Annotated in this window: 13 protein-coding genes; 5 read left to right on the forward strand and 8 right to left on the reverse strand. The window is 47.7% G+C overall.

Annotated elements, in window-relative coordinates:
* The 6 genes from DWZ40_RS07980 to DWZ40_RS08005 all read right to left on the reverse strand — a co-directional run.
* Window positions 1-1631: recombinase family protein (locus DWZ40_RS07980; protein ID WP_243035273.1), on the reverse strand; the 1631-nt coding region annotated here is incomplete at its 3' end.
* A 31-nt stretch (window positions 1632-1662) separates the two neighbouring features.
* Window positions 1663-1893 carry a helix-turn-helix transcriptional regulator gene (locus tag DWZ40_RS07985; protein ID WP_007488123.1) on the reverse strand — a complete coding sequence of 77 codons (231 nt, stop codon included), beginning with the start codon at window positions 1891-1893 and terminating at the stop codon, window positions 1663-1665.
* A gap of 89 nt (window positions 1894-1982) precedes the next feature.
* Window positions 1983-2168 (reverse strand): hypothetical protein, encoded by a 186-nt coding sequence (locus tag DWZ40_RS07990; RefSeq protein ID WP_007488117.1) that lies wholly within the window; start codon window positions 2166-2168, stop codon window positions 1983-1985.
* Between the two features lie 15 nt (window positions 2169-2183).
* Window positions 2184-3473 carry a plasmid recombination protein gene (locus DWZ40_RS07995; protein ID WP_117552069.1) on the reverse strand — a complete coding sequence of 430 codons (1290 nt, stop codon included), beginning with the start codon at window positions 3471-3473 and terminating at the stop codon, window positions 2184-2186.
* 381 nt (window positions 3474-3854) lie between these two features.
* Window positions 3855-5246 (reverse strand): phage/plasmid primase, P4 family, encoded by a 1392-nt coding sequence (locus DWZ40_RS08000; protein WP_118542463.1) that lies wholly within the window; start codon window positions 5244-5246, stop codon window positions 3855-3857.
* Window positions 5221-5841: a CHC2 zinc finger domain-containing protein gene (locus DWZ40_RS08005; protein ID WP_118542465.1), complete on the reverse strand. Its 621-nt coding sequence runs from the start codon at window positions 5839-5841 to the stop codon at window positions 5221-5223. The genes DWZ40_RS08000 and DWZ40_RS08005 overlap by 26 nt, the downstream gene beginning before the upstream one ends.
* A gap of 223 nt (window positions 5842-6064) precedes the next feature.
* Between DWZ40_RS08005 and DWZ40_RS08010 the strand changes: the two genes are divergently transcribed.
* The 5 genes from DWZ40_RS08010 (at window position 6065) to DWZ40_RS08030 (ending at window position 12019) form a co-directional block, all read left to right on the forward strand.
* Complete coding sequence (locus DWZ40_RS08010) at window positions 6065-7192, forward strand: DUF6076 domain-containing protein (RefSeq protein WP_117552066.1); 1128 nt, start codon at window positions 6065-6067, stop codon at window positions 7190-7192.
* Window positions 7185-7817 carry a hypothetical protein gene (locus tag DWZ40_RS08015; RefSeq protein ID WP_021683574.1) on the forward strand — a complete coding sequence of 211 codons (633 nt, stop codon included), beginning with the start codon at window positions 7185-7187 and terminating at the stop codon, window positions 7815-7817. Before DWZ40_RS08010 ends, DWZ40_RS08015 begins: the two co-directional genes overlap by 8 nt.
* Window positions 7818-7861: 44 nt before the next feature.
* Window positions 7862-9034 carry a hypothetical protein gene (locus DWZ40_RS08020; protein ID WP_117515287.1) on the forward strand — a complete coding sequence of 391 codons (1173 nt, stop codon included), beginning with the start codon at window positions 7862-7864 and terminating at the stop codon, window positions 9032-9034.
* A gap of 85 nt (window positions 9035-9119) precedes the next feature.
* Window positions 9120-9791, forward strand: a complete 672-nt coding sequence (locus DWZ40_RS08025; protein ID WP_117515285.1) for a response regulator transcription factor — start codon at window positions 9120-9122, stop codon at window positions 9789-9791.
* 2 nt (window positions 9792-9793) lie between these two features.
* Window positions 9794-12019: a HAMP domain-containing sensor histidine kinase gene (locus tag DWZ40_RS08030; RefSeq protein WP_117515283.1), complete on the forward strand. Its 2226-nt coding sequence runs from the start codon at window positions 9794-9796 to the stop codon at window positions 12017-12019.
* A 67-nt stretch (window positions 12020-12086) separates the two neighbouring features.
* Here DWZ40_RS08030 and DWZ40_RS08035 read toward each other — a convergent pair whose 3' ends face one another.
* Together DWZ40_RS08035 and rlmD are read right to left on the reverse strand one after the other, a co-directional pair.
* Window positions 12087-12332, reverse strand: coding sequence for a DUF6061 family protein (locus tag DWZ40_RS08035; protein ID WP_117484580.1), 246 nt, complete (start codon window positions 12330-12332; stop codon window positions 12087-12089).
* A 24-nt stretch (window positions 12333-12356) separates the two neighbouring features.
* Window positions 12357-14264, reverse strand: a complete 1908-nt coding sequence (gene rlmD / locus DWZ40_RS08040; protein WP_118542467.1) for a 23S rRNA (uracil(1939)-C(5))-methyltransferase RlmD — start codon at window positions 14262-14264, stop codon at window positions 12357-12359.
* Between the last annotated feature and the right edge of the window lie 61 nt (window positions 14265-14325).

A 14325-nucleotide genomic window follows, 5' to 3' on the forward strand; every position in this document is an offset into this window, starting at 1 on the left:
TGTCCGTCTGGCTTTTTGTGGGAAAGCAGTACTACCGTCTCGACTGTTGTTTCAGTTTCCAAGGGAAGTTCTTTCACTTCCTCGCCATCAACAGGCACAGGGAAGTTGAATACAATCTTCTTTATCCAGCTTCCGTCTTTTCTCTTTTCCGGGAACATCTCAATTCGCTCGATAAAGGCTTTCATAAACTCTTTCTGTTCTGCTTCCGTTGCGGAATGGTAGACTTCATCAAATGCCAGTAAGAGCCGATAAATGTTATCGCCGGAGATTTTCTCCTGCTGGATGCTGCGTATCTGACTTTGCAATTCGCCAATCTGAACTTCGATTTCCTCTATCGTATCATACTGTTCATCATATCGGCGCTGCAAATCCAAAATTTTTCTGTCATAGTGGGCATCGTTGATGTCCAAGGTATCCATCTGACGCTCCAAGCGGCTTTTCGTTCCAAAGGCTTGCTTTAGCTGTCCTTGCAGAACGGCGATCTGCTTTTCCATATCCTCTGTATCAACCGCCGTTCCAATTTTCGCTTGAATTGCTTCTATAAATCGGGGATTGCTGACCATAGCGGAGATGACCTTCGCCACAAATTTGTTGATTTCCGTCTGCTCGATATTCAGCCGGAAGCTGCACTCATGTCCCGTCGGCGTAACCGTATTTTTGCAGTAGTAATAATACCGTGTTTTCTTGTCCTTGCTATGAGCCTTGGCAATATTGCCGTACATACTCTTTCCGCAACACGGGCATTTCAAAATACCGGATAGGATGTGTGCGTGGTCTGGATTGTTGACCTTTTCCCGCTTAAAGGAATTGATCTTGCGCTTTTCCTGTGCCAGATACCAATCTTCTTCGGAAATGATGGCTTCATGCTGACCATCGTAAACAGGGAACTCCGACTGCTCGACCACGTGCATCTCATTTCTTGTACCTTGCCTCTTTTCGGTTCTCCGTCTGCCATAAGCAATTTTACCCATATAAACGGGATTATCCAGTACGTCCTGCACGAAGTTCCTTGAAAATCCGGGGATGGTGTTATTTTGCCGCAGCTTCTTCACAAACCCGTTGCGGTTGAGATATTTAGCAACTCCGGCAACGCCCTCATTGGTATGGATGTAGCGGTCATAAATAACACGGATTACTTCCACTTCATCCTCCGCAATGACAAGGTTTCCGCTTTCCAATTTGTATCCATAGGGAGCGAAACCGCCGTTCCATTTGCCCTCACGAGCCTTTTGCTCCCGTCCTGCCATTGTCTGTGTGCGGATATTCTCTCGCTCGATTTCCGCCACCGCAGACAGCACGGAAATCATAAGCTTTCCGGCATCCTTGGAGCTGTCAATGCCATCCTCCACGCAAATCAGGTTGACACCAAAATCCTGCATGAGCTGCAAAGAGTTCAGAACATCGGCTGCATTTCTGCCAAATCTGGAGAGCTTAAAGACAAGCACATAGGAAACGCCGTCTTTGCAGTCCTGGATGTCGTTCAGCATCCGTTGAAACTCCTGCCTCCCTTGGATGTTCTTGCCGGAAAATCCTTCGTCAGAATACTCCCCGGCAACGACCATATCCTCGTATGCCGCATACTTCCGCAACTTGTCCCGCTGGGCATCCAAGCTGTATCCGTCTACCTGCATGGAGGTGGACACTCTCGTATATAGATAACATTTAAGTTGCTTCTTTTTCAGAATCGCCACCTCCTTCGCTCATTTCTTTTACCATCAATCCCTCGTTGCGGATATAATACTCCAAAAGTCTAAGCACATAATCCGGTGCATGGCGGTTGTCCAATTCCCACTCGGTCATAGTCCGATAAGGGATATGGACGAGCTTGCAAAAATCTTTCCGGTTCAGTCCTGTGCTTTCACGCAACTTAATAATTCTGTTTTTACAATCCATTCGTCTTTTCTCCCAAAAAGCAAAAATACACGTTGCGTACATATTATAGCATAGCCGCAACAAGTACGCAACGTGTAAATTGTAAATTTTTACGCAGCCTTATCCGTCAAAGGCTGCGCTTGCTTATCATCCTTGGAACACTCCACCGTTTGCGGTGTATCCTGCTCTAATTTATCCAAAACCTGATGCCCGTACTTCTGGAGCATCTGGCTCATAACATCCACACAGCGGTCAAATGCCGCATTATATTTCGCTTCCTCATAATATTTCTTCAATAGGCGATTCCTCCATCAAAGTTCCATATCCTGTCCACGCTTCCGGTCAGGGTGTTTGTGTTCCTGCGTTTCCTTTCCTCTGATGAGGATAGAATTGATAAAAGCCCGAACCCTTTCGGATGCAATTTCCAGTGCATCCAGAAAAGGCTGGGCTTTCTGTTTCAGTTCCATATATTTTTCGTTTACTGCTTCATACCGCTGTTTCCAGATGGAAACCGTCTTTTCAGCGGAAGCCAGTTTCTCCTTCAAGCGCTTGTTGTCAGCATTGGCGATAATGCCGTTGACCGCATAGCGTTTGAGCGTGTCGCACTCATCCGGTGTCAGCGTGATATTATTTCCGAATGTGGCTTTCTTTCCCATCGTTTCAATCTCCTGCACCGTCAGAGCAACGGTCTTTGCTGTTTTGGTTTCCTTTTGCAGAGCTTCCAGTTTCTTTTTCTGTTTCTCCGTGGCATCTTTGGCATTCTCCAACCCCCGCTCCGCCTGTGCCACCTGTCCGGTCATAGCTTCCAAACGCTGCTGTTCAGCCTGAACCTTGAACTGTGTCACTGTCAGATGTTCCTCGGTGCTGCCACGCTCTCCACGCTCCACATCGGTATATCCGGCATTTCGCATGAAATGAAAAAAGTCATCCTGCAACACACTGTAGGACGACTTCAAAATCTTTTTTCCGTTTGCGTTGAGCATGGGATTTCCGTTTTCATCAAGCAACGGCTTGGAGTCCCATTTCTTACTTCGGCTGACCTGTGTAATTGTTTCCTTTACCGTTCCCCGGAGTGCTTCATCCTTACACCGCTTCGACCAAAGAATCTGCTTTTCCACCACCGGGATATAAACCACATGAAGGTGATAGTGGTACACATCCTCGCCAAGAGCTTCGGACATTGCCCGGTTGCGCTCATCGGCGTGCATCACAGCGGAGAGGATATACTGCTCACCACCCACGATCTCCACAGCGGCTTTATAGGCATCGGTATAAAACTGTTTCGCAAATTCATAGCCGCCGTGGTTGTAGAAATAGGCGGAGTTCACATCAAACACCAACTCGCCGTATTTCACAGCATCCGGTTTCAGACCTCTTGTGGAGATCACATTATCATGCTCCATCTGCTCAAACATTTTCACATAATCATCCGTGGGTGCTTTGAAATGAACGTTCAGAGAAGTGCGCTCCGGCACGATGTCCTGATTGCTGTAGCTGTCCTTTTCACGCTCATTGTGTTCCTGTACCTTCGCCACATCCGCAGGCGTTTTCAAGTCCTGATTTCTGGCTATGGTACGGTCTATTCCATCATTTCTTGCCATTGAATTTTTGTCCTTTCTTTGAGATTTGCAGACAGTGGGGAGCTACGGAGAGGCACTTTTTCAAAGTGTAATAACCCACTATGACACTTTCATCCATACTGGCTGCAAAGTGCCGTGGGCTCTCCGAGGGCTCTCCCGAGGGGGAATGCGGTCACTGCGGTGACCTCTGCTGACCAAGGCGAAAATGTCTGCGCCTTTTCCTATGGTCAGCCCCGTCTGCATGAAGCTGTTCTGTGTCAACTTCCTCTTGCAGCCGGTGTCCACAGACACTTTTTCAAAAGCCTGTGAACATAGAAACAGCCCGAACGAGAGGATGTGTGCTGTTTCTATAACAAGCGTTTTACGCTCTTTTGCTGCGTACATACATACCAGCAATGGGATTTACTCGACCTGCCGCCATTCCTCCGGAATGTCCTCCGGTACGTACGTACACGGCGAATCTCCGTAAAACCCATTTATATGAGGTCGTGCAATGGCTTCCACTCCCATGAATCCCCACACCCGCCGTCCGGCTGAGTTGGTGATGTTGTTGCAATGCTCCAGATTGAATTTCTTGGCATTGGCAATCATGGCGTCGCTGAAGCTGCGGACTTTCAGCGGAGCAAGAGAATTTTCCTCGCACCACATCCGATAGATTTCATAGAAATCCTTGGAGCTGATGGACGCATCCGCTTTACGCTGGATGTATCCCTCGGAATCCATGAAATCAAAGATATTGTTGTTGTCACGCTTGACCGCTTCCCGGTTTTCCCGGATACGGTCACTCTCCGTAAACTTAAAGTTGTTGGCAACAAGCCGCTGCAAGCCTTCAAATGCCCACAGGAAGATACCCTCGGATTCGGCTTTCATCTTCTCCGCAAGGTCGGGATCGTCAGCTCTGTCCACTGGCTTTTCCTTGGTGGTCAGCACAAGCTGTCTGCGGTAAAAACCATCGCTGCGATCATAAAGAGCTTGCAAATCGCCGTTGCTGAACGCAAGCAGCCGGGCGAACATCCAGCCCTGATAACTCTGCTTGCCTTTGCGTTCCAAATCCATCTTGCCCTGTGCTGTCACGATGGATTTTACATAGTTGGTCTGGCGCAGAGCTTCCATCCGCATATCATCATCCACGCACAGCAGGATGTGTTCCAGATCAGCACGGGCGAAGCGGTTTTCAGAAATCTTGCCGATGCTGCCGTCTTTCATATTCGTGCCAAAGATAGCCGAAAGCACAGCTCCGATTTGGGATTTGCCCTCGCCGCCATTGCCCTTAATCACCATCATACGCTGTCCCTTGTTGGAGGGAATCAGGCAGTAGCCGATGAACTCCTGCAAGGTGGGAATGTCCTCCGCATGGAGCAGTCCGTCCAGAAAGTTCAGCCAGATCACCGGCGCAGTAGCATCGGGATTGTAGGCAACCGGCAGACGGCTTCGCACGATAGTCGGCCTGCCCTTGGTAAATGTGCCGTCCAGCAGCACCGTACCGTTGGACACATGGATGCGATCCTGCTCCGGTGGAAAGTCAGGCACTTGCGCTTCCAGTTTCAGCACTTCCAGAATGTTGGTGATCTTCCGGGGGATATTGTTTACGGCACAGAATTTCAGCTTGTCGTAAATCTCCCCACGCAGAGGAAGATCGTCCGTCACTCGACCATCGGGCGTGAAAAAAGCTCCGTTTGCGAAGATGATCCTGCGCTCTTGCAGAAATTCTTCACAAAACAGAGCTTCGTTGATGTTCTGCCCGTCAAACCACATGGGCAAGTTCATATCAGGCGTTTTCCGGTTCTTCGCCATGGTGCGCCACCTCCTTTTTCTTTCGTGCGGTATACTCTTGCAGAAAAGCAATTTTGCCGTCCAGCATCAGCTTGTCCACCAATGCCACCCGTTCTTCCAGATCACCCACCGTCAGCACATCTGCCATATATTCGATATAGCAGTGCATCTGGCAGGCTTCCACAAAACGGTCATCCAGAGCATCTTCCGGTGTCTTGGGAGCATAGCGCACTTTCCAATCTTCCAACAGATGCAAATAATCCGTCAGCACCCGGAAGCACAGCATTTCATCCTCCCGGAACTGACGGATATAGGGACGCTTCGGCTTGACCATAGCTGCGGCAGTGGGCGATTTCGGGTCAAGCCCGAAGTCCAAAGCCAGCTTTTGCGCTGCTTCATAACTGCTCAGATTGAACAGCCTTGCCACAAGGTCGATCACATCCCCTTTGGCTCCGCAGCCGAAGCAGAAAAAATAGTCCTCATTCAGCTTCAAGCTCGGATGCCTGTCGTTGTGGAACGGGCAGCAAGCCATGCCGTTGTGGCTCACTTTCAGCCCGTAGTGTTCGGCGGCTTGCTTGACGCTGATTGCCGCCTTGATGGTTTCATAGATTGTCATAGAAAACCCTCCGTTCATAATATTCTGGAAAGCACGAAGCAGCCGCCGTGATTGGCAGGTGCTTCGCTCCTTCTATTATGGTTATGACGGATTTTTCAAAAAACAGGGTAATCGGAGGACAACCCCGTTTCAAAAAACAGGACAACTTTTCAGAGAATATGGATTTCTTTACATTTGCATGATACAATCAAGAAAGTAGAAAAACAGGACAGGAGGGGCAAGCATGAACCAAGAACTGATGACATTGGATTTTTGGCAGGATACGGTTATATATGAGGGAAAAACACTTCCTGTCGGCACGCTTGCCTGTGATGCGCTGAATGTCCCTGCGGATACCATTTCAAGGATGAACGAGCAATGCGAGAACATCAATCTGCTGCTCGGAACATTAAACGCCGGACAGGATGCTTCTGCACTCTGTCCCATTGCAAGGGAAGCTACTCTGGCGATGTTGGATATTCTCAGCGAAACTCCGCCGTTCTCCTATATGGATATACCAAAGCACAGAAAACGGATTGAAAAAGTCTTTACTGTGGACAATACGCTGAAATATGTGGAGTTTGCCATAAAAGCCGCAACCAATTCTTTGCAGTTTGAAGAAATCCAGAACTTTACCGATGCGATGATGCTCCAACGCTATACCGCAGTTTTCGGGCATCTGGCATACTCCCTTGGGGAATACCAAACGGCCATGCTTGATTTTGCAGAAAAAACAGACGGCAACGAAGCAGACCGCACCGCAGAGGGTTTTGCAAAAATGTTCGGCAGCTATTTCCCGCCGGAGTTTTCCATCACGGAAGGCAATGCCTGGATGTCTACCCTGAACAATTCCGTTCAGTATGTATCCGTCATCCGTCCCGGCGAAAAAGTTGCGAAGCTGGTCAAGCGGATGCACTATGTATCCTTTGTAGGGATGTTCCGGTCTGATCTCTTTGAGGGCCTGTGTGTTGGTCATGCACCGAAGAAATGCAAAATCTGCGGCAAGTGGTTTCTGACCACCAACGCACGGCACACCAAATACTGTGGCGGCTATGCACCGGGGGACAAGCTGCACCGCACCTGTCGGCAGATCGGCAACCTGAAAGGCAGAGAACAACGGGAGCTTGCGGACGATCATCCGGTGAAACAGATTTATGAGAAACGGCTGAACACCATAAACCGCTATGTGAAGCGTGGTACTCTGGACGCTGATCTTGCGGAGGTTATGAAGAAGCTGGCAAAAGATAAGATGCTCCGGGCATTGAGCAATGTAGCCTATGCCAAGGGAGCTTATGAAAAAGAAATGGACCAGGCGGCTTTGAAAAAGGAAGCAAGTGCAAAAATATACAAAGAAAGGGACAAACATGAATAGAAAAGAACTTAGTCAGAATCATTGGAAATACTACTTAATGCTCGAAAAGCGTTTTGTTGAATCAATAGAGTTTGTAGAACTACATGAGGACAATTTTGATGCATTTTCTAACGGATATGCCCTCTTAATTCAAGCCATAGGGGCAGAGTTGGATACTGTATTCAAAGAGTTTTGCGGTTTCAATACAACGGATCGAAAAACGGTTGCAGACTATGCACAGTATATTTTGACCAACACACCGGATATAAAAAATCAAAAAATCAGTGTACAGGAATACGATATCGAAATACAACCGTTTATGAATTGGGATATTACCCAGCCCGCACAGTCGTTGCAATGGTGGGGAGCATTTACAGATGTCAAGCACAACCGCTATGAGCAGTTGAAGCAAGCAAAGCAGGAGAATGTACTAAATATCTTGGGAGCTTTGTATTTGATAGAAATGTTGTACTTGAAGAAAATCACTGATGGGACAGACGAATTTGATGTGTTTGATGAATCTTCCAACTTGTTTAGTTTGAAAAACTGGACTTCTAAGGCTGTGCCGCTGAGCCAAGCTTTTGCCGTGCTAAGCGATATGATGGACGACGAAAATAATACTACTAACAAAAAGTTCGATGCATAATTACTGTCGATATTGATAGAGAAAGAACCGAAAGGAGGTGCGCTATGCTGAGTGATTTTTCATGGGACATGACCGGATACATACCAAAACACGCTGTCAATCCGCACGGTGACGGCATCATTCCTTATGCGGCAGAGCGCATCTTCCAACTGGAACCGGAGCCTCCAGCGGTGGGCAATCTGAACGAATATATCCTGTCTGCCTTGCAGGAAAAGAATTTGATATATTTCTCATTCTTCCTACACCACTACGAGCCGCAACTTAACAAGCGCATCAAAGACTTTCTCGGTGTGGATGGCGGCGATCTGTACGACACAGACCGATTTATAGATATAAAGCTCTCCTGCCGGGAGCAAATGCTCCAAAAGCTGATGGACTATGATCCTGCCAAGGGTGCGAAGTATGCTACATACATTTTTCCATTCATTCGGGATGCTATGCTACGTTTTCGCATGGGAGAAGAAAAATGGTCGGTATCCTCCCTGACCAATTACAAAATGGTGCGGTCAATGGCTTGGCTCTACCATAACAGCAAGGATGCAGTCAGCGAATTTGCCAAGAAGTACAACTGTGATCTTGCCCTTGCGGAAGAATATCTGAAAGTTGTCCGTGGCATCCGCAATCAGCAGCCTTTCTATGTGACAGACGAGGACGGCGAGGAAACCGACGAAGATGTTGCCCTTGATGATACTTGGAACTATGCCGACATTCTCTGGAACGGCATACAGGCGGAAAAGGTGCAGCGGGCTTTTGAGAAACTGAACTACCGGGAGCAGACCTTGCTTGAAAAGCGGCTGGCAATCTGCATGACCTGTGGGCGTGTCGGCTCATGGAAAGGTCGTCCCACCTTTGAGGAACTTGCAGTTATGTTCGAGGGCAGCACAGCCAGCGGTGCAGAGCGAGCCTACCGGAAAGCGGTGGACAGGCTGACGGAATTATTGGTTGCCGAGGGCGCAATCCATGCTGTCCGGCTGAAACAGAAGTCCAAAACCAAGCGCAAAAAGAAAATTGCCGCCGCAATCTACGAATACCAGGCAGACTGCGACGGCGAATGGGGCGAGATTTCCTTGGATTTTGAAAACGGCACAGCGGAGATTATCCGACTTGCCGATTGGGATACCATGAAAACAAACCGCTTTGCCAACAAGGTAATATCCTACCTTTTGAGCTGCGAGAATGAGAAGCTGCCAAAGGAAACTACAGTAGCGTTTGAATAAGCTTATAAATATTAAAAATCATTTCTTTTGACACAGAGAATACAAATCGGTGTTGTACAGTAAGGGCGAAAGGAGGAAAAGTATTATGAACAGTAAGATTTTGATTGTAGAAGATGAGGCCAAGTTGCGGGAAATCCTGTGTGACTATTTCAGCAGCAAGGGAGAACTGCCTGTTGAAGCAAGCAACGGAATACAGGCGCTTGAGCTGATTGATGAAAATGAATTTGACGCAGTTTTGCTTGACATTATGATGCCGGAGCTTGATGGGCTTTCTGTCTGCCGTGCTGTGCGCAGAACAAACGATGTTCCTATCATTTTCCTCACAGCCCTTTCCGACGAGGAGGACAAACTGCTGGGTTATGAACTCGGTGCAGATGATTATGTGACGAAGCCATTCACCATGTCTGTCCTTTATGCAAAAACTATGGCGCTCATCAAGCGTAATCAGCGCAGTGTCCTTGCCGGTGACCGGATGGAGGTCAGCGGGATCACTCTGGAGCTGACTGCAGGCAGAGCTTATGCTGGAGGCAAGGAAGTCTTTTTGACGCCGAAGGAGTTTGCTCTCCTTCGCTGCCTGATGCAGAATAAAAACCTTGTCATGAGCCGTGAGCAACTTCTGGTTAAGTGCTGGGGTTACGACTACGAGGGCGAATCTCGGGCTGTAGATACCCATATTAAGCGATTGAGAGAAAAACTTGGCGACTATGCCGAATGCATCAAGACCGTTATTAAGGCGGGTTATAGATTGGAGGGGTGACGATGAAAAAAATCTCCAAAGGCTATCGGATTGCATCAGCTCTTTTCCTAATCTGGGCGATTGTTGATTTCCGCAATTATGCAACAATCGGGAAAGACCTTGTAGCTTATTATTCTGGTGAAAGCATTATTTGGGAATTAGTACAGGATAAACTGTTTCAAGGAATTGTAAAGGTTGTTTTGGCTGTCGCCATCATCGTGGTTGGTCTAATCAGAGCAAGGAAAAAGAAACAGCGTACCGCTCTGACAGCTATTACTTGCCTACTTTCCCTCGCATTGTTTGTAATTTGGGGAGCAGGAATGTTCTGCTTGACCTCCGTTACTGCTGAGTATGCCGCCACAAGATATCTAAATGGCTATCGCGATTTTGCATCTACCATCGCAACTCGAAGCTTTGAACACTGGTTGGGGAAAGGTTTTGATTCCAGTTATGCGAACTACGATGCAAATCGCCGGTGGGAGGCGGTAGACGACGGCGGACATGCAGATACTTTTTATGGTGCGAGATTTATAGTTGGTGAAGATGATGAATTTCTAAAGCGGCCAAACAGCAACAAGGTATATTCTGCTACTGCTGTTTATGATGCAGGAGGAAATCTTCTTGAATGTAGTTGGTCGGATTTCTTTTACTTCGAGTATTTGACAGAAAACCAATGGGATAATCGAGAGGAAAGATCCGGGAATAATGCCCGTGCTTTCTTTGATAGAGAAATGCTTACTGAGAAAGGTAAGGAGATACTCAGCAACAGCGTTCTGACATTCGATGCTGCCGCAATGCGCTTTACCGGGACTTTTGATGGTGTCGAGTTCACACCCATCAAAATTGAATATATCGATTGGGACGAATTCCAGCATGCCTTAGATTCAAAGGGAAGTGGTCAGTATACCGTTTCCGGCATCGTAGAGGATTACGATCTTCAATGGAACACCATGTACGAAGATGCCTCTGACGCTTTATCCAGTGAGGACGTTGTTGTATTCTACTCTGATTGGTTTGATGTTTGCTATAATGAGATATCTCCTGCTTTTTCGTACAAAGGAACAGACTATGAAAATGTAGCTTCCCTTGTTGCCAAACTTGGACCGGAACTGGCTGCCGGAGCAAAGAATTTGACTTTCTACGATGGCCTTGACCTTTTAATCCCAAGTGTGAACTACTGTCACAGCTTCGATGGAGAAACCTATTATGACCCATACTATTATGGGGAGGCTGCCTATGCAGAAGAAGCGCCTGATCTCCATTTTTATACCGTGAGTGTCGTGTACTGCTCTCCTTGGCGCACCGCATTTGGCGAACTGAGCGTTGTGTACTTAATTACACTTCTTATTGCAGTGGCACTTGTGTTCGTATTACGCTCCATAATAAAAAATCATTTAATCCAACCTGTCCTATCGGTTGGAGAAGCGCTGATGAGCGAAGAAGAGAAGAACTACCTATATCCGGAAATGTCAAAAGCTTGGTATGAAAGCAAGTTGCTACAAGAGGGTTTCGCCAAGCATAGCGATAAGAGCCGGATGCAAAGAAACGAGATTACACGCTTGAACACGGCACTTGAGTATGCAAAAGCAGCTGAGGAAAACCGTCGTCAGATGACCTCTAATATTGCCCATGAACTGAAGACTCCGCTGGCGGTGATTCACAGCTATGCAGAGGGACTGAAGGAACACATTGCAGAAGACAAACGTGATAAGTATGTGGATGTGATCCTTGCGGAAGCCGAGCGAACGGACGGTATGGTTTTGGAGATGCTGGATTTGTCCAGACTTGAAGCGGGTAAAGTGAAGCTCTCACGGGATGAGTTTTCGCTTGCCGATCTTACGAAAGCCATCTTCGAGAAACTCCAAATGGCGGCAGAGGCAAAGGAACTGCAGATCAGCTACGAGTTCCCGGAGCAAAGCACCATCGTTGCGGACGAGAATCGAATTGCACAGGTGGTTGAGAATTTTGCGACCAATGCAGTCAAGTACACCCCCGCCGGTGGCAGTGTCACAGTACGGATTCAGAACAATCGTGGTAAAACCACATTCTCCATCGAAAATGACAGCAAGCCTCTTTCCGCAGAAGCTTTGGCTAAAGTATGGGACACTTTCTATCGAGTTGATGAATCCCGCTCCGGAGGCGGCACGGGGCTTGGTCTTGCTATTGCGAAGAATATCGTGGAACTGCACGGCGGCAAGTGTTCTGTCCGAAACACGAAGACGGGTGTGGAGTTCCAGTTTACAATTTAAAACCTTGTTAGAAACAACACGGCCCACCGATCATTTTGACCGGTGGGCTGCGCTATGTTTATTCAGTTCAATCCATCAACTGATGTTCCGATACGCCTTGCACAAACCGTTCTAAATCACCGCCAAACACAAGCTGTGCATATTCCAGCGGCTTGTTGTAGATTAGCCAGTCCAGCTCCGACCGCTGATACATATTATCGGCAACCTCATTCTCCACGGCAATCGTGTCAATCGCAATCATGCTGCCATCTGCAAATTTCAGCTCCACACAGGCGTTATCCATGTTGAACTCACAAGAAATCAATCTATCCATAAGAAACCTCCATTCTGCGGGATGTTAGATTATCCCAAAATATTTGAATGCTTCTCGGATTGCTTTCTCTTTTTCTGGTGGACACTGGGGCTGTCTGGAATCCTCGGATTTCGGCAGATTATAGTTTTTGCCTACCTCAATCCCGCATTTCCGCTTAATCTGTGAGATATAGAGGTTGGACACCTTTAACCCGGTATGCTCCAACACATACTCCTTGATCTGCGGATAGGTAGCTCCATCTTGGAACTCTGACATATCCATATCTTCCAAAGAGAACTCAACCCGAATCTTTTTCGAGTCGACCTCGCCCTTGGAAAGCAAGACAACCGTCTCCACATGCCCGGTCGCCGGAAACATATCCACCGGCCACGCGCCTTCAGCCCGATATCCCATCTTATTAAACACGCCCAAATCTCTCGCCAGAGTATCCGGTCCGCAGGACACATAGATCACGGTCTTTGCTTTCACTGCTGCCACTGCCTTAATGAATGCCTCTGTGCTTCCAGCTCTTGGCGGGTCCATCAGGACGACATCCACGCTATCGCCGGATGCGGCCATCTGCATCATGAATTCGGTTGCGTCGTTGCAGAAGAAACGGATGTTCTTGACATCGTTGCATTTTGCGTTCTGGATGGCATCGCGCACAGCATCGGCATTTAACTCGACACCGATGACTTCTTTTGCTTTGGATGCAGCGATGATTCCGATGGTTCCGATTCCGCAGTAAGCATCCAGCACGCGCTCGTTTCCGGTCAAATCAGCCAGTTCAATGGCTTTGCCGTACAGATACTCGGTCTGCACCGGGTTTACCTGATAGAAGGATTTCGGGGAGATGCGGAATTTGCAACCGCACAGCTCGTCTTCAATAAATCCTTTCCCGTACAGTACGTGTTCTTTGTCTCCCAGCACCATGCTGGTGCCGCGGTTGTTGATGTTCTGGACAATGGTGGTGATCTCCGGGTGTTTCTGGCGCAGGGCTTTGACAAAGTTATTCTTGGACGGGAATACCGGGGATGCGGTGACCAGAACAACCATGATCTGACCGCTGGTAAAGCCACGGCGAATCAGCACATGGCGCAGCAGGCCATAACCGGTGTCTTCGTCGTATGTGTGAATCTTGAAGGATTTCAGCATGCCGCGGATCGTACCAATGATCTCGTCTGCTTTCTTGTCTTCGATCATGCAGGTCTCTACCGGCACGATGTTGTGTGTTTTCTCTTCGTAGACACCGGAAATGGCTTCTCCCTTGCGGTAACCAAATACTGCATGGACTTTGTTGCGGTAATGGAATGGATCATCCATGCCTTTGATGCCGTGTACTTTACAATAATTTCCGAGAAGCTTCTGCATCTGGCTCTGTTTCATCTGGAGCTGCTCTTTGTAAGGCATCTCCAGATACTGACAGCCGCCGCAGCGATGAGCAACCGGACAAAGCCCCTTTTTCTTTGCCTGCTGCGTCTTTTCTGCCGCCCGCTTCTGCTCTGCCGGTGTCTGTGCCTGTGCTTTTGCGTTTTTCTGAAAAGCTCCTGATTTCTGCTTCGAATCTGTACCTATTCCAAAATTTTTATCGTTCTTTCCAACAAATTTCCCAGTGTTTTTCTGAACAAATTTGCGCTCAGATTTTCTATCATTTTCGCGGCCGAACTCCTGTGCAGATTCCTGCGTTCCTCTTTTTCCAAGCTTTGCTCCTTTTTTTACATCGGTTTTTCCATTCCGATTCCGGTCATCTTCCCGATGAAGGTCCTCAGAAAAATTCCTGAAACCTTTCTTTTCGAAATTTTTCCCTATCTTCTCGCCTTTCTTCTCTCCAGCGCCTCTCACCGTTTTCTCTCCTACCCACTCCTCAAATTTCTCATCCAGACTCCAGCTCTGCTTTCTGGCAGCTGACTTTTTCTTTCCTGTTTCTTTTTTTATATTTCTATCCTGTTTCATACTATTCAAATCCTTGCCTTTTTCATCAATTTTTATATAATGATACCAGAGTCAAAAGGAT

Source organism: Clostridium sp. AF32-12BH (assembly GCF_003477935.1).
In the GTDB taxonomy this organism is placed as follows: Bacteria; Bacillota; Clostridia; order Lachnospirales; family Lachnospiraceae; genus Brotaphodocola.